General features: G+C 63.1%; 21 protein-coding genes. 18 read left to right on the top strand and 3 right to left on the bottom strand.

The annotated features are described in order from the left end of the window. Positions 1–38 precede the first annotated feature (38 nt). From IE266_RS18400 to IE266_RS18365, 8 genes are all read left to right on the top strand, one after another. A complete protein-coding gene (locus IE266_RS18400) occupies positions 39–1,238 on the top strand; it encodes an acyl-CoA dehydrogenase family protein (protein ID WP_189681584.1) in 1,200 nt (399 codons plus the stop codon). Between the two features lie 13 nt (positions 1,239–1,251). Beyond that, a complete protein-coding gene (locus tag IE266_RS18395; RefSeq protein ID WP_189681583.1) occupies positions 1,252–2,382 on the top strand; it encodes a CaiB/BaiF CoA transferase family protein in 1,131 nt (376 codons plus the stop codon). Further along, entirely contained in the window at positions 2,379–3,158 is a 780-nt protein-coding gene (locus IE266_RS18390; protein WP_189681582.1) for an enoyl-CoA hydratase/isomerase family protein, read from the top strand. The genes IE266_RS18395 and IE266_RS18390 overlap by 4 nt, the downstream gene beginning before the upstream one ends. Positions 3,159–3,177: 19 nt before the next feature. Then, positions 3,178–4,146: a hydroxymethylglutaryl-CoA lyase gene (locus IE266_RS18385; RefSeq protein ID WP_189681581.1), complete on the top strand. Its 969-nt coding sequence runs from the start codon at positions 3,178–3,180 to the stop codon at positions 4,144–4,146. Continuing rightward, complete coding sequence (locus tag IE266_RS18380; protein ID WP_189681580.1) at positions 4,143–5,390, top strand: acetyl-CoA hydrolase/transferase family protein; 1,248 nt, start codon at positions 4,143–4,145, stop codon at positions 5,388–5,390. Before IE266_RS18385 ends, IE266_RS18380 begins: the two co-directional genes overlap by 4 nt. 12 nt (positions 5,391–5,402) lie before the next feature. Then, entirely contained in the window at positions 5,403–6,245 is an 843-nt protein-coding gene (locus IE266_RS18375) for an HpcH/HpaI aldolase/citrate lyase family protein (RefSeq protein WP_189681579.1), read from the top strand. Continuing rightward, the gene (locus tag IE266_RS18370; protein ID WP_189681578.1) at positions 6,242–7,450 is read left to right on the top strand and encodes a CaiB/BaiF CoA transferase family protein; all 1,209 of its coding nucleotides are present in this window, start codon (positions 6,242–6,244) and stop codon (positions 7,448–7,450) included. The genes IE266_RS18375 and IE266_RS18370 overlap by 4 nt, the downstream gene beginning before the upstream one ends. A gap of 314 nt (positions 7,451–7,764) precedes the next feature. Next, a complete protein-coding gene (locus IE266_RS18365) occupies positions 7,765–8,466 on the top strand; it encodes a GntR family transcriptional regulator (RefSeq protein WP_189681577.1) in 702 nt (233 codons plus the stop codon). Between the two features lie 4 nt (positions 8,467–8,470). On the opposite strand, the gene IE266_RS18360 is transcribed toward IE266_RS18365, so the two are convergent. Beyond that, on the bottom strand, positions 8,471–9,478 hold the full coding sequence (locus tag IE266_RS18360; RefSeq protein ID WP_189681576.1) for a quinone oxidoreductase family protein: 1,008 nt from the start codon (positions 9,476–9,478) through the stop codon (positions 8,471–8,473). A 93-nt stretch (positions 9,479–9,571) separates the two neighbouring features. Then, positions 9,572–10,600, bottom strand: coding sequence for a TRAP transporter substrate-binding protein DctP (gene dctP, locus IE266_RS18355; protein WP_189681575.1), 1,029 nt, complete (start codon positions 10,598–10,600; stop codon positions 9,572–9,574). Between the two features lie 339 nt (positions 10,601–10,939). Between dctP and IE266_RS18350 the strand changes: the two genes are divergently transcribed. The 8 genes from IE266_RS18350 (at position 10,940) to IE266_RS18315 (ending at position 19,166) form a co-directional block, all read left to right on the top strand. Next, positions 10,940–12,370, top strand: coding sequence for an amidase family protein (locus IE266_RS18350; RefSeq protein ID WP_189681574.1), 1,431 nt, complete (start codon positions 10,940–10,942; stop codon positions 12,368–12,370). Between the two features lie 99 nt (positions 12,371–12,469). Then, entirely contained in the window at positions 12,470–13,411 is a 942-nt protein-coding gene (gene kce, locus IE266_RS18345; RefSeq protein ID WP_189681665.1) for a 3,5-dioxohexanoate:acetyl-CoA acetone transferase, read from the top strand. A gap of 131 nt (positions 13,412–13,542) precedes the next feature. Continuing rightward, entirely contained in the window at positions 13,543–14,760 is a 1,218-nt protein-coding gene (locus IE266_RS18340) for a CaiB/BaiF CoA transferase family protein (RefSeq protein WP_189681573.1), read from the top strand. Between the two features lie 156 nt (positions 14,761–14,916). Then, a complete protein-coding gene (locus IE266_RS18335; protein WP_189681572.1) occupies positions 14,917–15,315 on the top strand; it encodes a hotdog family protein in 399 nt (132 codons plus the stop codon). A 10-nt stretch (positions 15,316–15,325) separates the two neighbouring features. Next, complete coding sequence (locus tag IE266_RS18330; RefSeq protein ID WP_189681571.1) at positions 15,326–15,694, top strand: MaoC family dehydratase; 369 nt, start codon at positions 15,326–15,328, stop codon at positions 15,692–15,694. Between the two features lie 29 nt (positions 15,695–15,723). Further along, on the top strand, positions 15,724–16,785 hold the full coding sequence (locus IE266_RS18325) for an MBL fold metallo-hydrolase (protein WP_189681570.1): 1,062 nt from the start codon (positions 15,724–15,726) through the stop codon (positions 16,783–16,785). A 150-nt stretch (positions 16,786–16,935) separates the two neighbouring features. After that, positions 16,936–18,264 carry a phytoene desaturase family protein gene (locus IE266_RS18320; protein ID WP_189681569.1) on the top strand — a complete coding sequence of 443 codons (1,329 nt, stop codon included), beginning with the start codon at positions 16,936–16,938 and terminating at the stop codon, positions 18,262–18,264. A gap of 164 nt (positions 18,265–18,428) precedes the next feature. After that, a complete protein-coding gene (locus IE266_RS18315; RefSeq protein ID WP_189681568.1) occupies positions 18,429–19,166 on the top strand; it encodes a TetR family transcriptional regulator in 738 nt (245 codons plus the stop codon). A gap of 4 nt (positions 19,167–19,170) precedes the next feature. Here the strand turns inward: IE266_RS18315 and IE266_RS18310 are convergent, their stop codons facing one another. Then, entirely contained in the window at positions 19,171–19,956 is a 786-nt protein-coding gene (locus IE266_RS18310; protein ID WP_189681567.1) for a helix-turn-helix transcriptional regulator, read from the bottom strand. A 312-nt stretch (positions 19,957–20,268) separates the two neighbouring features. Here IE266_RS18310 and IE266_RS18305 point away from each other — a divergent pair, with 312 nt between their 5' ends. Both IE266_RS18305 and IE266_RS18300 read left to right on the top strand, forming a co-directional pair. Further along, complete coding sequence (locus IE266_RS18305) at positions 20,269–21,483, top strand: acyl-CoA dehydrogenase family protein (protein ID WP_229864265.1); 1,215 nt, start codon at positions 20,269–20,271, stop codon at positions 21,481–21,483. A gap of 57 nt (positions 21,484–21,540) precedes the next feature. Continuing rightward, positions 21,541–22,632 (top strand): acyl-CoA dehydrogenase family protein, encoded by a 1,092-nt coding sequence (locus tag IE266_RS18300; protein WP_189681566.1) that lies wholly within the window; start codon positions 21,541–21,543, stop codon positions 22,630–22,632. Positions 22,633–22,643: the final 11 nt, after the last annotated feature.

Raw genomic sequence — 22,643 nt, 5'->3', positions numbered from 1 at the left:
CACGGTGCCGCTGGGTTTCGAATTAGGAGAGCGAACCAATGACTGCCAACCTCTTGTCCGAAGCCCTTCCGCCTGGTGTTGAAGCCAATGAAGATCGCGCGGGGATTCACCGCGCCATCAAGAAGCTCTGCGATGGCTTCGATGACGAATACTGGCGTGAAAAGGAAAAGACGCACAGCTTCCCGCATGAATTCCACAAGGCTCTGGCCGAACAGGGCTGGCTGGGTCTGACCATGCCCGAACAATACGGCGGCGCCGGCCTTGGCGTGACCGAAGCGGCGATCATGATGCAGACCGTGGCCAATTCCGCCGGGGCGATCTCGGCCTGCTCGACCTTCCATATCAACCTTTTCGGACCGCATCCCGTGTTGCTGTACGGCACCGAGGAACAGAAGTCCCGGATCGTGCCGCCCCTTGTGCGGGGCGAGGACAAGGTGGCCTTCGGCGTGACCGAACCGGACGCCGGTCTCGATACCACCGCGATCACCACACGCGCGGTGCGGCAGGGCGACAACTACATCGTGAACGGCCGCAAGGTCTGGACGACGACGGCACAGCAGGCGACGAAGATCTTTCTGCTGACCCGAACCACGCCGAAGGAAGACTGTGCAAAGCGCACTGACGGCTTGACGCTGTTCTACACCGATTTCAACCGCGACCGGATCGAGGTCCGCGAGATCGACAAGATGGGACGAAACGCCGTCAACTCGAACGCGATCTTCATCGACAACCTCGTCATCCCCGAGGAAGACCGCATCGGGGAAGAGGGTAAGGGCTTCCGCATGCTGCTGGACAGCCTCAACCCCGAACGGGTTCTGATCGCGGCGGAATGTGTCGGGCTGGGCCGACGTTCGCTGGCCCACGGGGTCCAGTATGCCAACGACCGCGTCGTTTTCGGCCGGCCGATTGGCAAGAACCAGGCGATTCAACATCCGCTCGCCCAAAGCTGGATGTCGCTCGAAGCGGCCGATCTCATGGTCTGGCTCGCGGCGAAACTCTATGACAGCGGCCAGCCTTGCGGCGCTCAGGCAAACGCAGCCAAATACCTTGCCGCTGATGCCGCTTTTGCCACCTGCGATCAGGTTGTCCGCACGCACGGTGGCTTCGGATACGCCAAGGAATACAACGTCGAGCGCTACCTGCGCGAGATCATGCTGCCCCGGATCGCCCCGGTCAGCCGCGAGATGATCATGAACTACGTGTCCGAGCACGTGCTCGGTCTGCCCCGGTCTTACTGAGCCTGCCCGGACGATGGAGACAGGAGCCGACATACCGCACGACCGGCCCCTTGCGGGCCTGCGCATCCTCGAGATGGCCGCGCTTGGCCCGTTGCCGCTGGCCGGAACGCTGCTGGCCGGGTTCGGCGCCGATGTCGTCCGAATCCAGAAGGAACCGGACACCGACGTCGCGGTGCGGTCGCGGCGCGTTGTCCGACTCGATTTGAAATCGCCGGAGGGGCGCGCCGCCTGTCTCGACCTGGTGTCCGGCGCCGACGCGCTGCTCGAAGGATTCCGGCCCGGCACGATGGAGCGGCTCGGGCTGGGATCGGCCGACTGCCACGCCCGCGCGCCTGCACTTGTCTATTGCCGGATGACCGGCTGGGGTCAGGACGGTCCGCTGGCCCGTGAGGCGGGGCATGACATAAACTACATCGCCTTGTCCGGTGTGTTAGGCCGCATCACCCGCCCAGGCGAACGCCCGGTGGTCCCGCTCAATCTGATCGGGGACTACGGTGGCGGCACGATGACCATGCTGTTTGGACTGATGACCGCACTCTGGCGCGCACGGGCGACAGGGCAGGGCGAGGTGATCGACGCCGCCATGATCGACGGTGCCGCCATCATGATGAGCAAGCAATTCGCCTTGCACGGACAGGACCAGCTTGGCCCGCCGGGCACCAACCTGCTCGACGGCGGGGCGTTCTTCTACGACACCTACGTCTGCGCTGACGGCCACCACGTCGCCGTCGGGGCGATTGAGCCCAAGTTCTATAAATCTCTGCTGGCGGTGCTTGGCCTGACGGAAGGAGACCTGCCGCCGCAGTCTGACCAGGCCCGCTGGCCGGAAGGACGCCGCATCTTCGCTGAAACGTTCCTGACACGCACGCGGGACGACTGGGTCGCACGTGCCCGTGACAAGGACGCCTGCCTGACCCCGGTGCTCGACCTCGACGAAGCGGTCGCACATCCCCATGCCAGGGCCCGCAACAGCTTTCACTGCGCAGAGGGCGGCGCCTGGATCCCGGCGCTCGCCCCACGCCTTGCCTCGATGGACGGCAGGTCTCTGCGAGAGGACAGGAACAGCGAAATCCCGGTCGCAGAGATCATCGCAGACTGGCGCGCGCGCAGCGCCGGCGCCACTGAAAGGAAGGGTTCGAAATGAGTTATACCGATCTGCTGATCGAACGGCAGGACCATGTTCTGAGACTGACGATCAACCGCGAAGAACGCCGCAACGCCTTGAACGAGGAGATCATGATCGCGATGCGCATCGCGTTGGAGGAGAATATCCCCAATCGCGACATCCGCGTGGTTCTGGTGACCGCGGCGGGCGAAAAGGCGTTCTGCGCCGGCGGCGATCTGAAGCCCGGCGCAGATACCTTCGGCTTCGATCCCGCTGAACCGCGCACCGCCTTCGCCGGGCTGCTGCGGGTTGCCAAATCCTGCGATGTGCCAATCGTGGCGCGGGTGAATGGCCACTGCCTGGCGGGCGGCATGGGTCTGCTGGCGATGTGCGACATGGCCGTCGCGACCGAGAAGGCCCTGTTCGGACTGCCAGAGGTCAAGATCGGGATGTTCCCGGCCCAGGTGGCCGCCCTGCTGGAACGACTGATTCCGCCGCGCAAGTTCGAGGAGATGACATATACGGGCGAGCCGATCACCGCAGAGGAGGCCTGCGACATCGGGCTGATCAACTATGTCGTCCCCGCCGGCGAACTGGACGAAAAGACCAATTGGCTGCTGGGCCGGATCGTCGACAAGTCGCCGACAGCGATCCGGCGCGGCAAATACGCTTTGCGCGCCACACGCGACATGTCGATGGATCAGGCTCTGACCTTCATGGAATCGCAGATCGGCATGTTCGGCATGACCCAGGACGCAAAGGAAGGCCTCGCGGCTTTCAACGAAAAGCGCAAGCCGGTCTGGCCGGGCAAGTGACACCAGGGGAGCCAAGACAATGACGGATCTGCCGGAACGGGTTGAAATCATCGAGGAAGGCCCGCGCGAAGGCTTTCAAAGCGAACCGCCCGGTATTGCGACCCGCGACAAGATCCGCCTGATCGAGGCGCTCGCCGAAACGGGCCTGCGCCACATCACCTGTGCGTCCTTCGTCAGTCCGAAACTGCTGCCCCAGATGGCCGATGCCGAACGGATCGCCGAGGGGATCGACCAGAAGCTAGGTGTCGAATACGGCGCGCTCTGGCTGAATGACAGCGGCTTCCGGCGGGCGCAGGCCACCAGCTTCACCCTGCGTCCGGTCCTGTTCGCCAGCGCATCTGACACCTTCCTGCTGAAGAACAACAACCGGACGCCCGATCGGTCCCTGGCCGAACAGATGGCGATGCGCGGGCTTTATGACGAGGCCGGACTGGGACGCAGCCCGCTCTACATCTTCACTGCCTTCGGCTGCAATTACGAAGGCTCCGTGCCGGTCGACAAGGTTCTGGCGGCCGTCGAACGCCTGATTTCAGGCCTTGCCGATCTGGGGCAGAAACCGTCCGAAATCTGCCTCTGCGACACAATCGGCGCCGCAAACCCCACCCTTGTGCGCCGCGTCATTGGCGCGGCGCGCGACCGGTGGCCGGACCTGCCGATCGCGCTTCACCTGCACGACACCCGCGGCCTCGGCATCGCCAATGCGGCCGCAGGGCTGGACCTTGGCGTGTCCCGCTTCGACAGCTCCATCGGCGGTCTCGGCGGCTGTCCCTTCGCGGGAAACCGCGCGGCGGCGGGCAATATCGCCACCGAGGAACTGGTGTTTCTTTGCGAAGAGATGGGCGTCGACACCGGCGTCGATCTCGAACAGGCCATCTCGGTCGCCACGCTGGCGGAACAGATTGTTGGCCATCCCTTGCCCGGACGCATCATGAAGGCCGGATCGCTCAAGCGGTTCCGCGCCCGCGCGACGGCGGAGGTGGCCCAATGACCGGGTCGAAGTGTCGCACCGCCGAGGATGCCGTCGCCGTGGTCAAATCCGGCATGACGGTCGGTCTGGGCTGTATCGGCGCCGAGCCGACCGACCTGACAACCGCGCTCTGGGCACGGGGCGGTGAGCTTCGCGATGTGACGATCCTCACCGGCATGCTGCTGACGGGATACGATTTCCTGACCGGCCCGAATGCCGGCGCATTCCGTCTGAGGACGTGGTTCATGCCCGGCACGCTGCTCAGCTGTTCGGCGCGTGACCTGCGGGCGGACTATCTGCCGCTGAACTGGACCCAGACCGCCCGGATGCTGGCCGCCGCGCATATCGACGTGGCCTTTGTCCAGGTTTCGGAAGCGGATGCGCAGGGCTATCACAGCCTCGGGATCCACGTCGGCCAGCAACTGCCAATGTTGCGCAGCGCAAAGCTGGTCGTGGCCGAGGTCAATCCCAGGATGCCGCGCACCTTCGGCAGCGCGCTGGTGCATGAATCCGAGCTCGATATCCTCGTTCGGACAGATCATCCGCTGATCCCCTTTCCCCACCGCGACGGCGACGACATTGACAGGCAGGTTGCCCTGAATGCCGCGAAACACGTCCCCGACGGTGCGACCCTGCAATTCGGTATCGGCGGGATCCCCGGCGCGATGCTGGCCGAACTGCAGACCCTGAACCGCAAGCACCTCACCATCTATTCACAGCTCTCCGATCCCGGCATCGGCCTGATCGAAAGCGGTGCCTGCCGACAGGATGGGCCATGCTGCATCATCGGCGAAATCCTCGGCACGGAAGACCTCTACCGCTGGGCCGATGGGCGAAAGGACCTTCGGATGGCAAGCGCATTCGAGACGCACACGCCCAATGCCCTTGCCAGGGTCGAGAACTTCGTCTCGGTGAACTCGGTTCTCGAAATCGACCTCTACGGACAGACGAACGCCGAGACGCTCGGCGGGCGACAGGTCGGCTCGACAGGCGGCAGTTCGGATTTCGCCATCGGCGCGATGTTCGACGGCAACCTGTCGGTCATCGCCCTGCGCGCGACCACCAAGAAGGGCGCCAGTCGCATCGTGAAACAGCTGCCTCCCGGACCAGTTACGGCTCAGCGCACGCTGGTTCAGGTCGTCGTGAGCGAATTCGGCTCGGCCGATCTGCGCGGCAAGACGATGCGTGAACGGGCCGAAGCGCTGGCGGCGATTGCTCACCCCGATCACCGCGAGGATCTGATGCGCGCCGCGGCGGATTTCTGAAAGGACAGCGTGATGACACCCCTTTACGGACCCTCCATCCTGTTCTGTCCGGGCGATCGGCCCGAGCGGTTTGCCAAGGCCGCCGCAGCTGCCGATACCGCCGTGCTGGATCTGGAGGACGGGGTCATGCCCGCTTCCAAGGACGCGGCCCGTGATGCTGTCTGCGCCCACATCGCGGGCGGGGACAGGACTGTCATTGTCCGCATCAACGACCCCGCGACCGAGCGTGGCCAGGCCGACCTGAAGGCCCTCGCCGCAGCCGGAGCGCGCTCGATCCTGATGGCCAAGACCGAGACGACCAGCCAGATCGACCAGGTCGTCGCGGCCATCGGCAAATCGGTCAGCCTGACGATCACGGTGGAATCCGCCGCCGGCCTTCAGACGCTGCCGCAACTCCTGCGCCACGACGCGGTCGGGGCAGTCTCCTGGGGTCCCTACGACCTTGTCGCCGACCTGGGCATGCGCGCTGTGCGAGACCCGTCCGGTGCGCTGCTGCCGATCCTGACACAGGCGCGCAACCAGATCCTGCTGGCGGCCGGCGCGGCGCGCGTGCCGGCCTACGACACGGTCACCGCCGAGATGTCGGACGGCGGCAAGATACTGGAGCGCGACGCGAACGAGGCCGCGGTGCTAGGCTTCGTCGGCAAATACATGATCCACCCGTCGCAAACGGAAATCGTGCGGAACGCCTTTCGGCCGACCCAGCAAGAGCTGGACCGAAGCCGCCGGATGCTGTCGGCTATCACCGACCGCGGAGCCTTCCTCTTCGAAGGCGACATGACCGACGAGCCGATGCTCCGGCGGGCGCGCCGGATCGTCGAGACCGCAGACCGCATCGGGACCAGATCGCCATGAGCACCGACCACACCGCCCCCGCGCTTCCCTGCCAGGGTATCCGCGTGCTGGATCTCAGCCGCGTTCTGGCTGGCCCCTTCGCTGGCGCCATCCTCGCCGACCTGGGCGCCGATGTCATTCATGTAGAACACCCCGATCAAATGGACGAAACCCGCCGTTGGCCCCCGGTCTTCGGCGATTTCACCGGCGCCAACGCCGCGCTCAATCATTCCAAGCGCAGTATCGCCCTCGATGTCGGCAAACCCGCCGGCCGCGATCTGCTGCTGCGCATGATCGCCGAAACTGATGTCCTGATCGAGAATTTCCGTCATGGCGGCATGGATCGTCTGGGACTCGGCCGCGAGACACTCAAGACCGCGAATTCCCGCCTGATCCACTGTTCGGTGCGGGCCCATCCCACGAAAACGCGGAACGAACGCCTGCCCGGATACGAGGCGACGATGCAGGCCTATTCCGGCGTCATGAGCCTGACGGGCGAAGCCGATGGCGAACCGGTGCGCTGCGGCCCAAGCGTGCTGGACCTGTCCACCGGCATGGCCTCGGTCGTGGGCATCCTCGCGGCGCTACGTCATCGCGATGCCACGGGGCAGGGGGCCTATGTGGAACCTTCGCTTCTGCGTTCGGCGCTCAACCTGATGAATTTCCAGATTGCCTCTTACAGCCTCGGCGGCGCCGTCCCGCAGCGCTACGGCAGCGGTCATCTTTCGCTCGTGCCCTATGGCACGTTTCACACCAAAACTGGTCCGATCCTGCTGGCTGCCAGCAACGACCGGCTTTATGCGCGCCTCTGGTCTGTCCTGGATCGGGGGCGGGGCGAAGCCTGCCCCTGGCCCACCCTGGCCGAACGCGTTCAGAACCGTGACCTCATGAATGCCCGCCTTTCCGTCCTGACAGCCGAGTGGGACCGCGACACCCTCCGCGACGCGCTCGAAGCCGAAGGCGTACCGTCAGCACCGGTGCAGACGTTGCCCGAAGTTCTTGAAGACCCGTCACTTGTCACCGCCGGCGCGCTGACTCGGATGCAGCTGCCCGGCGGAGCGGCGCTGACCATTCCGGGGCCGCTGTTCGGTGGCGATGTTCCAATGAAGACGCGCACCGTCGCGCCACGTCTGGGCGAAAACGGCCCCGCAATCCTGCGCGAGTTTGGCCTGACCGCGGAAGAAGTCGCTGACTATGCCGCCGCCGGCGCATTGCCGAAAGTCTGAAAGTCCCCGATGCATCGTCACGCCGTCACGTTAAGGAATCATTTGCCGGAAAAGAGTGCCGGGCCTGTCAAAAATATCTGCTTTATCCAAAATAGAGTCATGTTGCCCTCCAGCCAGCGAACGGACGAACGCTCTGCAATCGCTAGGATTGTGTCGTTCAGATAGGCAAATAGGTCGGTTCACTGGTATTACCCGCTCTAACGTCAGTTGAGAAACGCACAAAAGTTCTATATAGATCCATCAGTAGAACAACCATTGAGCGAACTGGTTAATTGATGAACTCGAGCCAACCTGCGGTCCTGAAGTCCGGTCCAGTGACCCTTTACGCACAACTCGCGGATATCTTCCGCCGCAAGATCGTGGCAGGAGAATGGGCGCAGAACGAGCCGATTCCGACGCTCGAGGAACTGGCCAAGCAATACGACGTGGCGCGAGTTACCGCGCGGCAGGCGATCCAGATGCTCTCGGCCGAAGGACTGCTCTCCAGCCATCGCGGCAGACGCACCACCGTGACCTACGAGCTCAAGAACCAGCCGGTCTTCCTTTCGGTCGGTTCGGTCGAACGCGACACCCCCGACTTCAAGCTCCGGATCTATTCGTCCCAGCCGGGACTTCCCGACCGGGCCGATGCCTTCTTTGGCAAGCTGGCCGGCGAATACCAGCATATCCACAAGATCGACATGGACGCTGGCGCCGCCTATTCCGTCTCGCATAACTTTATCGCCCAAAGCCTCTATCAGAGGTTCCCCGAGGGCGCCGAGCAGCGGATCAAGGTGGCGCGCCTGGTCAGCGACTACGGCCGCGATTTCGTGGCGATCTGGAAGGAAAAAGTCACCGTAGGCATGTCGGACGAGGAGGAGTCCCTCCTCCTCGGCTGCGCGCTGCACTCGCCCGTGGCCCGGATTACCCGTATCTGTACGGATGTCGAAGGCAAGATCCTCTACCTGGGCAAGCTCTGCTATCTGGGGTCGCGCTATGAGACACAGCGCGACATCACCCATCTTTTGAAGACCTGAAGGGTCAGGGCAGCAGCAGGATCGACCCGGCGGCCCTGGCCGTCTCTGCCAACTGATGTGCCTGAACCGCGTCGCGCAGCGCAAAACGCGAGTCGATGCGCGGAACCAGCGCCCCTTCGGCAAGTAACCCGACCAGCTCGCTTGCCGTTCGCCGCAGCGCCACCGCGTCACCGATATGGCCGGTGACGCCGGCGCGCGCCACCGAAAGCGAGCGCATGGCCAGCGTCTGGATATTGAGCGGCGCAACCGGGCCGGAGGCATTTCCGTAGTTCACCAGCTTCCCGAAGGGCGCCATGAGACCGACGGATTTCTCGAAAGTCGCCGCGCCAACGCCGTCATATACGATGCTGACCCCCTCCGGCACGAGATCGCGAACCGCCTCGGAAAAATCCACGTCGTTGTAAAGCACCACGTGAGAGCAGCCGTTCTGCCGCCCGATCTCGGCCTTCTCAGGCGAACCCGCCGTGCCGATCACAGTCGCGCCAAGATGGTGCGCCCATTGGCACAGCAGCGAACCCACACCCGAGGCGGCTGCATGTACTAGCACGGTGTCGCCCGGTCCGGGGGTCGCCAGACGATTGACGATCAACGACGCTGTACTGCCCTTCAGCAACATCGCCGCCGCCTGCTCGTCCGACACCGCGTCTGGTATGTGGACAAGCCTGTCCTGCGGCACCGCACGATACTCGCAATAGGCGCCGGATTGCTCGAAGAACTGCCCGTGCATACCGGCATAGGCCACACGGTCCCCGGGGGCGACGTCGGTAACGCCTTTGCCAACGGTCTCGACCACGCCCGCCGCCTCGTTCCCCAGGATCAGCGGAAATGGTTGATCGCTGTCGGACAGGATGCTCGCATAGAAACCGCCACGCCGGACGTTGATATCGGAAAAGTTGACACCGATGGCCGTGTGCCGCACCAGCGCCTGCCCGTGACCTGGCACTGGTTTGGGCACCTGCTCCCATTGCATTTCTTCTGCGCCGCCGTTCCGGTGGATGCGGATCGCGTTCATCGTTTCCATGCTACTGGCCCCGTTACGGTCTGGAAAAAAGGACGGGAGCCACCACCGGGCCCCCGTCGCCATCTCTTGTTGCGTGCTGTGTGCTTACATGCCGCCGGTTGCGGCCTTTTTGTATTTCGCCAGAGTCTCTTCGGCATTCTCCAGCCCGGCCGCCTTGGCCCGTTCGATCCAGGCGGTTTCAATGGGCTTGAGCATCTCGCGCAGCTTCGCCATGTCCTCATCGGAGGCCACCGTCGTCGAATAGCCCGCCTCTTTCATCTTCTCGAGAGCCGCCGCGTCCTGACGGTCGTATTCATCGCCAACGTTCTTGGCGAAAACCTCACCCGAAATCTTGCGGATCGCGTCCTGGTCTGCCGGCGAGATCTTGTCCCAGGTAGCCTTGTTCAGGCCCCACAGGATGACCGCGTTCGACATGCCGCCCGGGATGTAATATTGGGAATCGGTCAGCCCCAGCCCGCCAAACCCGATCACCGAGTTCAGGTTGGTGATCTGCCCGTCGATCGTGCCCGAGGCCAACATTTCATAAACCTCTGCAATCGGCTTCAGGATCGGCACGGCACCGACGGCCTCGATCGCGGCTGTCAAGGTGTTCGATGAAGACCGCAGCTTCAGCCCCTTCAGATCTTCGACGTGGTTGACCACGGTGCCCTTCAGAACCATCTGCAGGGGCGAGATGACCAGCACCGACAGCGGTTCGACACCTTCGAAGACGTTGTATTGCGCCAGGTCCTCGCGATAAATCCGGTCCATCGCGGGGGCAAGCGTACCGGCCTTTTCGCCGATCAGTCCGAGATCTCCAAACTCGATCATCGGGAAGCGCCCGGGGGTATAGCCCGCAACGATCCAGCTCAGATCGGCCAGCCCATCGCGGATAACGTCATATTGTCCCTGCACCGATCCGACCACCTTCGGCGTCGTCTCGACAACAACCCGGCCTTCAGTGACTTCCTCGACCTGCTTGATCCAGTCTGCGATCACCTCTTCCTTGAGCCAGAAGCCGCTCGGCAGCCAGTTCGAATAGCGGATGGTCACATCCTGCGCCATGGCAGCCGCGGCAAATCCCACACCGAGGGCGCCAGCCAGCACGGTACGGAGAACAAATCCTGTTTGCATGAATTCCTCCCTTTGCGAACACAGCGTCGCACGGGTGCAAAGTGACGGTACGAAATGACGTGCACGTCCTTATCAAGGGGGACATGGCCGTGCTGAATACCGGTAAACCGGAAGAATATGCCGAAAAAGCGGCTCACAGCTGCGGACCTCCCGCAATGAACCACGGAAAACTGCGCATTATGATCTATCTTGAGCCTTTACCACGGCGAACCATAAACACGTCATTCCACTAGGTTGCGGTACGCTTCACGAGAGTATCCGCCGGACACCTTGCTAAGCTGGCACATAAATGTCCATAAATCCGTAAACATGTTTTTAGCCTTGCCGCAAAGGGACATCATGGACAATCCCATTTGGTCGAGCGCAACCGAACTCACCACCGCTTTCCGGCTGGGAAACCTGACTCCTGTTGAGGTCCTCACTGAAATATCCCGGCAGGCGGAGCGCGTGGCACCCGTGCTCAATCCCTTTCAGACAGTCCGCTTCGACATGGCGTTGGCAGAGGCCGAGGAAGCGACAACCCGGTGGCGCAACCAGCGCCCGTGCGGGCCGCTCGATGGCGTCCCGATAACAATCAAGGACACGGTGGACCTTGCAGGATGGCCGACCCTCAAGGGATCGCTCCTGACCGATGCCTCGGTTCCGGCCCGCACGGATGCGCCCTCTGTCGCAAGCCTGAAGCGCGCCGGAGCGGTGATCTTCGCCAAGACGACCACCCCCGAATTCGCCTGGAAGAGTCTGACGCAATCGCGCCGAAACGGGGCGACCCGCACCCCCTGGGACGTCACACGCAACGCGGGTGGGTCAACCGGGGGCGGCGCGGCAGCAGTGGCCGCCGGCCTCGGGCCGATCGCCCATGGAACAGACGGAGGCGGCTCGCTCAGAATGCCGCCCAGCTACTGTGGCGTCGTCGGCATCAAACCAACAAACGGCAGCATACCTTTCCTTCCACAATCAGGCCCCTCGGCCCGGATGGTCGTGGAAGGACCGATCGCCCGGAACGTCGCCGACGCCGCGCTCGCACTTGACGTCATGCGCCAGCCCGACCGGCGCGACCCGCTCTGCCTCCCGTACGATCCCGAATCCTGGTACCCGGCCAGCCGACCCGACTTGACCTCCCTGACCTTTGCCTACGCGCCCGGCTTCGCTGGCGCACAGGCCTCTCCTGGCACTCTTGCTGTCATCGACGAGGCCCTGCGCCTATTGCGACAGGCCGGCGCCACAATCATCGAGGTCGGGTCCGTCATCCCACCGATGCGCGAACGGTTCGAACCCTTCTGGCTGGCTAGCATGGCCCAGGCACTGCGCTCCATACCGGAGGACAAGCGCGACCTCGTAGACCCGAAACTTGTGGAAATCGGCCTGAGCGGAATGTCCATCGGGCCCGAGGCGATCTGGCAGGGGCTGCAACACCAGCTTGATCTGACGGCAGAACTGGCGACCTTTCATGAAACGCACCGCTTCCTCATCACGCCAACGATGCTGGACACGGCGCCAGCCGCAGACCTGCCCTACCACGAGGGCGCTTACACGCGCTGGTCTGCAACCACCTATGTGCTGCCGGCCAACACGACCGGCCAACCGGCACTCACGCTGCCCGCAGGGCTGGCCGATGACCTGCCGGTCGGGCTTCAGATCATGGCCCGGCGTTACGACGACCGCGCGCTGATCGCTGCCGGTGCGGCTGTCGAGGCGCGGCTGGCCTTTTCCACGCCACATCCCGTCCTGCTGGGGCGGCTGGCAGGGATCAACCAGAAGTCTCATCATTAAGACTTGTATGACGCCGCAACTCGATTTTATACCAATCCCATCAGTCAGGCGCCCGGCGCCGGTCAAAAGGCCGCCTGCGACAGGCCGAGGAGCAAAATCATGAACCGTCCCAAAACATCGAGCCGCAAGGTCGTCATCAGCTGCGCGATCACCGGATCCATCCACACGCCATCGATGTCACCGCATCTCCCCATAACAGCAGAGCAGATCGCCCGGAACGCGGTCGAGGCGGCACAGGCAGGCGCCGCGGTTATTCACCTCCATGCGCGCAAACCGGACAGCGGCATTCCGGATCAGAACCCGGCGCTGTTCCGGCCCTTCCTGCAATCCATCAAGCAGCAGTCCGACGCGGTGCTGAACCTGACAACCGGTGGCTCCCAGACCATGACCATCGAAGAACGGCTCCGTCCCGCTGTGGAGTTCAGCCCCGAACTGGCGTCTCTGAACATGGGCACGATGAACTTTGGCCTCTACCCGATGCTGCAACGCTATCCCGAAATCAGCGGCTGGGAACGCGACTATCTGGAGGGCAGCCGCAGCGGGTTCTTCCGTAACACCCTGGCCGATATCGAACACATTCTGCGCTCATGTTCCGAACAGAACACCCGGTTCGAGGTCGAATGCTATGACATCGGCCATCTCTATACGCTGGCGCATTTCATCGACCGCGGCCTGATCAAGCCACCGTTCTTCGTTCAGTCGGTCTTCGGCATCCTGGGTGGAATCGGCACCCACGCCGAAGACGTCATGCACATGCGCCGCACCGCAGACCGGCTTTTCGGCGGGGACTATGTCTGGTCCGTGCTCGGGGCAGGGGCCAATCAGATGCGCATCGCCACCTCCGCCGCGCTTATGGGCGGAAACGTGCGCGTCGGCCTCGAGGATTCGCTCTGGCTGAAGAAAGGCCAACTGGCAAAGTCCAACGCTGAACAGGTCACGGCGATCCGCGGCATCATCGAGGGACTGGGGCTCGAGATTGCAACGCCCGACGACGCCCGCGAATTGCTGCAACTCAAGGGCTCCGACCGCACGGCATTCTGACCGGGCAGCAAGGGAGATGGCCCCGCGGGAGTGATAAGTTTTAAAATTCTAAAAATAAGGTTCATTTCCACTGGCGGCTGGTGCACACTCGCACCAGAAACATGCGACGCGGCCATCTGGAGGAAAGACGAGTGGCACAAAAGGCGGCTTCCAAGCCTCTTGACGGGATCCGGGTGGTGGACCTCACGACCGTTTTGATGGGCCCGCTCTGCACGCAGATCCTGGCGGACAGCGGTGCCGAGGTCATCAAGGTCGAACCGATGGCGGGTGACACGACGCGCCATATCGGGCCAAGCGTTACCTCCGGTATGGGTCCGCTCTTCATGAACCTGAATCGGGGCAAGAAGACCCTGTCGATGGATCTGGCCGACCCGCGCTGCCGTGAAGCCCTGGACAAGATCATCGCCAAGGCAGATGTCGTGGTGCACAACCTGCGCCCCCGGGCCGCGCAGAGACGCGGACTGGATTTTGAACGCCTCGCATCGGTCAATCCGAAGATCGTCTTTTGCAACCTCTATGGCTATGGACAGAAGGGCCCGTATCGCGACCGTCCCGCCTATGACGATCTGATCCAGGGGGCCTGTGGTCTGCCCTATCTTCAGACCCTCGCGGGGTCGCACTCTCCGCGCTATGTGCCGATCAACATGGCCGACCGCATCGTCGGGCTGTATGCGGCGGCGGCAATTCCCATCGGCCTGCTGGCTGCCCGTCAGACCGGCCAGGCGCAGAAGGTCGAACTGCCGATGTTCGAGGTTCTGGCGTCCCTTGTGCTGGGCGATCATCTCTACGGCACCACATCGGTCGATGGCGATGGCGCGCTTGGCTATCCCCGCCTGCTGTCGCATGACCGCAGGCCGTTCAAGACGCGAAACGGGCACATCTGCGTCGCGGTCTACAACGACAACCATTGGCGGCGGTTTCTACCCAAGGTCGGCCGCGAGGATCTGCTCGACCACCCGCACTTCAGCTCGATCAATGCGCGGGTCGTTCACATCGATTCGGTTTCCGCGCTCATGTCCGACATCCTGAAAGAACAGGACACCGCCTACTGGATGGATTTCTTCGATGACCTCGACATTCCCGTCTCGCCGATGAATTCGCTTCAGGAGTTGATCGACGATCCGCAAACGCGTGCCTCGGAACTGGTCGTGGAACAGGATCACCCCACCGAGGGCCGCACGCGCGCCATCGCGAACCCGATGGTCTGGAACGACGCCAGCTTCGAACTCGGTCTGCCCCCGAAACTTGGGCAGCACACCGAAGAGCTGCTGCGTGATGCCGGCCTCACCGACGCCCAGATCGGCGCGCTCGCGGTAGAGGGCTCCATCTCGCTCGCCAAGACCCCGTGAACCGCCGCCGCGCCGGCGTCTGGCAGGCCTGCACGCGCATCGCTGCGGATGCAGCTGTGCAAGGAGGATTGGCAACCGCCGCGTCCGCGTCTAGAAAATCCGGCCAATTGGTCTGATTATTTTCAGACCCCGAGATATGAAGAGGAGAGGCCGGGAATGACCGACGAGGCCGCGCTCTGGACCTTTGACAGGTTCGAATCCGGCCAGTCCTTTGGCACGGTCAACATAGCCATGGACGAGGCCAAGAAGGCGGAATGGGTCAAGCTGTTCGGCCCGTCCGACTCGTCTCGCCTGCCGGGCGGCATGATCGTTGCCGCGATGATGGAGGCCTATATCCGTGCGATCCAGCCGCGCCCGAACGGCAACGTGCACGCCTCGCAGGCACTGTCCTTCACCGGCGCGCCGGCCCGGTGGAACGACACGCTCGCCATTTCGGTATTCTGCCGCGACAAGGAAGAGCGCAAGGGCCGCAAGTGGGTGTCCTTCGGTGTCGAGGCCTCGGCCGGCGGCCAGGTCATCATGACCGGAACAATACGCTCTATCTGGGCAGCCTAGGAGAAACGCCATGACACCCTCGGCCCTCAAGCAGCTCAGCCTGCAAAGCGATCCGGCCCTGACCGCTGCCTATGCCAACCTCGCGCATGATTTCAATCCGCTGCATCTGGACCAGGACTTCGCCAGCCAGACCCCTTTCGGCGGCCCCATCGTGCACGGATCGATGTCGCTCGTCCTTCTGCTCAATGCCATCGAGGTCACGTTCGGCGCCGCCGCAACGCAGCAGGATCTGGACATCCGGTTTACCGCACCGGTAAGGGTCGGGGAACGCATCACCGCGGGCGGCGATCGCACGGACGACGGATTCTCCGTCTGGGTCAGGACGGATGACGGCAAGGACGTCCTCTCGGGGACCCTGAGGATTGCCTCACCGGCCTGATCCCGCCACGGACAAGCAAGGACTTTGCCATGTCAGCCAGCGCGCAACCACAGACAGCCAGTGCCCTCGAATTTCCCTTTGCCGAGATGCCGGGTTTCGGTGAGCTCGTCGAGGTGCGCGAGGGTATCCTTTGGACCCGCGTGCCGCTTCCCTATTTGCTCGATCATGTAAACATCTTCTTCATCCGCGACGGCGAAGGCTGGGCGGTGATCGATACCGGCATCCAGACGGATGAGGCGATCGGGATCTGGACCGCCCTGTTCGACGGGCCGATGAAGGGCGAAACCATCACCCGCGTGATCGTGACCCATTTCCACCCCGATCACATCGGCCTTGCCGGCTGGCTCTGCAAACAGTTCGACGCTCAGCTGCTGACCAGCTACTCCTCCTACATGGGCAGCAAGGTCGTGCCGCTCGGCGTGAACGAAAGGCTGACCGCCCAGAACTTCGACTTCTACCAGAAACACGGGATGTCCAAAGAGGTCGCCGGCGTCGTCGCGATCCAGGGCAACGAATATCTGCGTCGGGTTGCCGAACTGCCGTTGTCCTATCATCGGCTTGTCCTCGCCGACGTGCTCGAAATCGGCGCGTTCACCTTCCGCGTTCTTACCGGCGACGGCCACGCGCCCGAACAGGTGATGCTCTATTGCGAGGAAGAAAAGCTCCTCTTCGCCGCCGATCAGGTGCTCGAACGCATCTCTCCCAACGTGAGCGTCTACGCAGGCGACCCGAACGGCGACCCCCTAGGACACTACCTGCGTTCGCTCAGGTTTCTCCGCTCGGAAATCCCCGATGACGTTCTTGTTCTTCCGGGGCATCGCCGCGTGTTCCGGGGCCTGCACCAGCGATGCTCCGAACTCGAAGCGCACCACGAGGAACGCTGCGACCGCATTCGCGAGGCTTGCAAGGCCGGACCCCAGACCGCCGCCGCACTTGTCCCGGTGCTGTTCACGCGCCCCCTCGATCCGCATCAGATGAGCTTTGCCTTCACCGAAACGCTGGCGCATGTGAATCGCCTCGTGCGTCGGGGCGAGTTGAAGACTGTCCCGCGCGACGGGAAGCTGGTGACGGTCCCCGCAACCGACTCCTAAGCCGAACTCATCCGGAAAAGACATCGCCTGACCCTGCGTACGCGCGCAGCGGTCAAAGATGTGTTGCGCGTATCTCATTGCCGTGAAATTATTAAGCCGGATATCCGGTTTAATGAATCACCCAACAGGAAGACGCAGGAGCGCGACGCCATGACCGAAGCCCTAAAGTTTGATGCCATCGTGATCGGGGCCGGCGCAGGAGGATGCCATGCGGCAGCCCGCCTGGCGGCGGCGGGCCGGCATACCCTCCTGATCGACGACCACGATTATCTGGGCGGTCGCGCCGGCACCGAGATCATCGACGGCCACAAGGTGAACATCGGCGCCATCGCGCTGGAACCCGGCGGCGTGTTCGAAGAAACCTTCAAGCTTTGCGGCGCCACCCTGGACATCCGCCAACCGACACCGCCCGCCGTCTTCTATCTCAACCGCAAGGTGGTCGACGTCAGCAAGGGCGGCCTGGGTTTCCTGCTGAACGGCGTGACCAAACAGGCCTCCCGGGTGCTCGACCAGTTTGCCATGGCGCGCACCGGCACGCTTCCCGATAGCCGCGAGTCGACCGAGGACTGGTTGCAGCGCTATACCGGCAACAAGACGGTGCACGCGATCTTCCGCAACCTCTGCGCCGCAATCTTCGCGATGAACTCCAGCGAAATCCCGGCCCGCGCCTTCTTGACCTATTTCACCCAGAAAGGTGCGTTCAAACGGTTTGGCTTTCATCCGCAAGGCACCATGGGCGCCTGGCAGGCGCTGGCCGATGCGGTCGAACGGCTTGGCGGCGAGGTCTGGCTATCCAGTCCGGCCGAGAAGATCGAGATCGAGAACGGACAGGCCACCGCCGTCTGGATCCGCCGCAACGGCGGCGCGCCGATCCGGGTCGAAGCTTCGACCATCCTGTTCAACGGCGGCCCGAAGGCGCTGGTCGGCCTGACCGGCCCCGAGGCTCTGGGCGCGGACTACGTCCGTCAGACCGAGGATCTTCTCAAACCCGCGGCCAATATCGTCTTCAACTTCGCCACCCGGGAAGACCTGATGCCAAAGGCGCCGGGAATCATGACCTTCGGCCAGACCCGGAACAACCGGCTCTGCAACATGGCCAACCTGACCGCCACCTGCCCCGAACTCGCGCCGGAAGGCTGGCACCAGTATGTGGCCTATGCCGTTCCGCATCCGGCGATCGGCGACTTCGACAGCGATGCCGAGGTGAACCTGGCCCTCGAAGACCTGCGCGAGCAGTTCCCGGGCTTCGATGACAAGGTCAAGATGCTGTCAGTTCGGGTGATGCGCGACGACTGGCCCGCGCAGCGCTCGGGCGCCGGCTATGACATGGATGTGGAAACGCCCGTTCGCGGCCTCTGGTGTGTCGGCGACGCGGTCAAGGACTATGGCAACGGCGGCACGCAGGCCTGCGCGGAATCTGCCCGGCTCGCGGTGACCAAAGCCCTGGAACACTCGGGCCGGACCGTGCCGGCAAGCTGACCGCATTCCGACCCAACCGCACACAAGAGCACCTACCGGCGTCACACCCGCGTGGGACAGACCTGTTGCGCTGCGCGGCAGTAGCCTGAGCCCATACAGCCTTTTTTGACATGGACCCTGAGCCGTGGCATTTGAGGCCCTGGTGCGGAAGGTTGTTCCGGCAAATGCCGGACGCCCGGTCGAGGTGTGGAGCGATTCGGATAAAGTCGGCAGCCAGACAGAAGGCCACAAAGCCAGAGCCGGGCGCGCGTCCGGTAAAGGCCAAGGCCAAGCGCGGCCGCCCATCCAAACAGGAACAGGCCCGCCGTGGCGACCCGCGCGAGCTGCTGCTGGACGCAGTGCACGAGGTGATGGTCGCCAAGAACTCCATCGACGTGTCAGTCGCCGAGATTGCCGAAAGGGCAGGGCAGAGCCCTGCGGTGGTGCAATATCATTTCGGGGGCAAGGCCGGACTGCTGCAGGCGCTCATGCGGCGCGGCGCTGATCGCTCCGTCGCGCAGCTCAGCGACCTCATCCGCATGGACCTGTCTCCGGAACGCAAGATCGCCGCCCATATCCGCGGCCTCGTCAAGGCCTACTATCAGGCGCCCTACGTTTATGCCCTCTTCCGCTATCTGTCGGATTCGGCGCCCGAAGGCGAGGAGGAAGCCGTTTTCCGGGAATTCGCCCAGCCGATTGTGGAATTCTACGATTCCGTTCTGGCGCAGGGTTATGCGGAAGGGGTCTTCAAGAAGGTCTCGTCCATGCACATGTACATGATGGTCGTTGGCGCCAGCGACCACATCTTTGCCCGCCGCCGGCTGTTGCCCGCCCTGTTCGGCGTTGACGAGATCACCGACGAAGAACGCCGCAATTATTCAGACTTCCTGACCGAAATGGTCCTGAAAGGTCTGCGCCGCTGACGCCTCACGCGGCGAGGTTCAGCAGCTGCTTGTCATAGGCGTCCAGATACCAGACCAGAAGTTCGCGCTGGCTGCTGATCGCCAGCCGTGAATAGGCCCTTTTCCGGTAGGTCACGACGCTCTCCTTGCCGATGTCCAGATCCAGCGCGATCCCGAGTGTCGTCAAGCCGTGGAGGATACGGGCACAGACCTGGCTTTCCCGCCGGGTCAGCTCGTTTGTGCGCAATACGCTCTCCTCTATCATCTGCAGCGACACCAGCGGCGCCGCAGCCTGCGAGCGCCGCACCGCGATGGCCAGATGCCGCGTCACGAAGGACAGAAAGATGCGGGCCAGACGCCGAATGTGGTCCAGCCGCCTTTGGGACAGCGGTTCCCGGTCGGGCGAACGCAACAGACGCAGGGCAGTCACGGAATGATCGTGGATGCAGCACAGCGTGATCCTCTGATGTTTTTGCGGATCGTTTCCCTGTGGCGCGTCAATGCCCGAGATCGAAACGGCGCAGTCCCCGCCCGCAACCGGCCGCAGCATCGTCCGCAGGTCGAAAGCGCTTGGCGTCACACCCGAAACGGCGGCCATCGGGTCACCCGCCCGATCGACAACCTGCACACGGCCACCATGCAAAAGCAGCAATTCACATCCGTCGACTTCGACCAAAGACGAGACTGCGCGCATCAGCCCCTCGGCGAAATCCGGCGTTCCGATCAGGTGAACCGCCTCCGATATCGCGGCAATCAGCGTCTCTCCGGAAACCTCGTCCGGAGCGAAGGGTTGTTCCAAGATATCCAGCATTCGAATCTCCTCCCACCAGCAACCTTGCGGAACGGCGCGCGGGTTTTCAACTCAATTATCTTATCATTTAATTTTATTTGTGCCTCTCAATAGAATCATGTTTTTGCTAACTTTTTCCCTTGAATAACCCCGACTCCGGCGGGCCTTTGCACAGCCCGGAAGACCCGCAAAGATGCGTCCCCCAACTTGGGGACCGCATATAATAAATATTCGTTTAATTAATTCAATCGGGCAAGGCTCCACCCGCGCGAACACGACTCCGCGGGCCCGGTTCTGCGCCCGTTCGAGACCACCTCAACCGGAGCACCTGACGTGGATGCCAGCCCAGACCCGGACCTCGAAGCCTTCCGAAAGACGGTCCGCGATTTTCTCCACCAGACCATCACACCCGACATCCGCGCGCAGGCACAGCGGCAGGCCGGCATCGCTGCGGAACCCGCGCTTGGTATCTGGTGGCTGAAAGAGCTCCACAAGAAGGGCTGGGCCGCGCCGGCCTGGCCAAAGGAATACGGCGGCACAGGCTGGGACGCCGCCCGCCGGCACATCTTCGAGGAAGAATGCGTGCGTGCCGGCGCCCCCACGCTTTGGGTTTCCGGGCACCAGCTGCTCGGGCCCGTGGTCATGCAGTTCGGCACCCAGGCGCAAAAGGACTTCTTTCTGCCCCGCATCCTCAACGGTGAGCACTACTGGTCACAGGGCTTTTCTGAGCCGGGGTCCGGCTCCGACCTCGCCTCGCTCAGCACTCAGGCCGTTCTGGACGGCGATCACTACATCGTCAACGGCGGCAAGATCTGGACCAGCCATGCCCATTGGTCCAACTGGATTTTCCTGCTCGTCCGCACGGCGAAGCCCGCCAACAAACGGGAAGGCATCACCTTTCTCGTGGCCCCCACCGACACACCCGGCATCACCGTTCAGCCGATTGTGTCGATGTCGGGCGAGCATGAGACCAACCAGGTCTTTCTCGACAATGTCCGCATCCCCGTAACGAACCGTATCGGCGACGAAGGGCTGGGCTGGGCCATCGCCAAGTACCTGCTCGAATTCGAACGCGCAGGCAGCTACGCGGCCCAGGCCCAGGCGAGCCTTGACGAAGCCCGGATCGCGGCAAAGTCGCCCGATCCCGTCACCGGCGAACGGCAGTGGGACGATCCGCAATTCCGCCGCGACTTCGCGGATGCACAACTGCGTGTCACCGCGCAAAGCTGGATGGAAAAGCGCGTCGTTTCCGCCATCAGCTCGGGCCAGAACGTCGGCGACGCGATCGCCTCCATCCTGAAGCTGCGTGGATCTGAATGCCAGCAGGCAGCTCAGGAGGTGTCGGTCGCCGCACTCGGCCCCCTGGGCATGGCCGATCAGCGCGCCGCGCTAAAGCCTGGCTCCAACGAGGCGGCCATCGGCACACCGTCGGCGATCCGGCCCACGGCCAAATATCTGAACGGACGGGCGGCGTCGATTTACGGCGGATCGAACGAAATTCAGCGCAACATCCTGTTCCGCTTCATCTCGGCCGGTCAGGTGCCGTGAGGCAGTGGACTGCGGGCCTCTTTGCAACAGCAGAATGAAACAAGGACCAGAAGCAGGATGAACTTCGATCTCTCCGAGGAACAGGTGATGCTGGGGCGCTCAGTCGCTGCCTATCTGGAAAAACACTGGGATCAGGATCGCCTGAGCAACGGAGGAACCGCCGCGCGGCGCGCCCTGTGGCAGGGCATAGCCGCCGATCTTGGCCTCTTATCCGTCATGGTGCCCGAAGGGCTGGGTGGCATGGGGGGCGGCATGATCGACGCGATGGTCGTGGCGCAGGAACTCGGTCGCCACCTGGCGCTCGACAGTTTCGTTCCCACGGCTGTTTATGCAGGCACCCTGTTTAAAACGGCCGATGCCACGCAGGCGCTGGAAAGCGTCGGCACCGGCAAGATGATCGTTGCACTGGCCCACACGGAACCCGGCCAACTGTCCGGCGCCCGAAAGGTTGGCACGCGCGTCGAAAACGGACAACTCACCGGTACCAAGATCATGGTCGCGGGCGCACCTCTGGCCACTCATTTCATCGTTTCGGCACAGGAGGACGAACAGCAGACCTTCTCGCTGTTTCTCCTGTCTGCCGATACGACAGGGATTACCCGCAGCGACTTTACCATGATCGATGGTCAGCCCGCCTCGGAACTCCGGTTCGAAGATGTCGCCGTCGGCGCGGAAACCCGTCTCGGTGCCATCGGAGCCGGAGCCGACCTTCATCTGCACGCCGCCGACATGGCGACAATCGCGCATACGGCCGAAGCCGTCGGTATGATGGAAACCCTGATCCGCACCACTGCCGCCTATATCACTGGGCGACAGCAGTTCGGGCAGCCGCTCAGCGCCTTCCAGGCCCTGCAACATCGCATGGCGGATATGGTTCTCTATCTCGAAGATGCCCGCTCGCTGCTTTACATGGCCCTTCTGACCGACCCTGCGGACACCCGCGCCTTCGAACGGGCGGTCACCGGCATGAAGGTCAAGGCCGCAGAAGCGCTACGCTTCGTCAGCCAGCAGGCAGTACAACTGCACGGCGGCATGGGCATCACCAGCGAGCTTATGGTCGGACATTTCTTCAAACGCGCCATGACCGTGAATGAAAACTATGGCGGCCCGGGGTTCTACCGCAAACGCTATGAGGCCTCGCTCGACTGAGGCGCATGCAC

The sequence above is a fragment of the Seohaeicola zhoushanensis genome (genome assembly GCF_014656415.1).
GTDB lineage: Bacteria > Pseudomonadota > Alphaproteobacteria > Rhodobacterales > Rhodobacteraceae > Seohaeicola_A > Seohaeicola_A zhoushanensis.
Note: the sequence above shows the minus strand (reverse complement) of the source record. Positions and strands in the feature narration are given on the sequence as shown.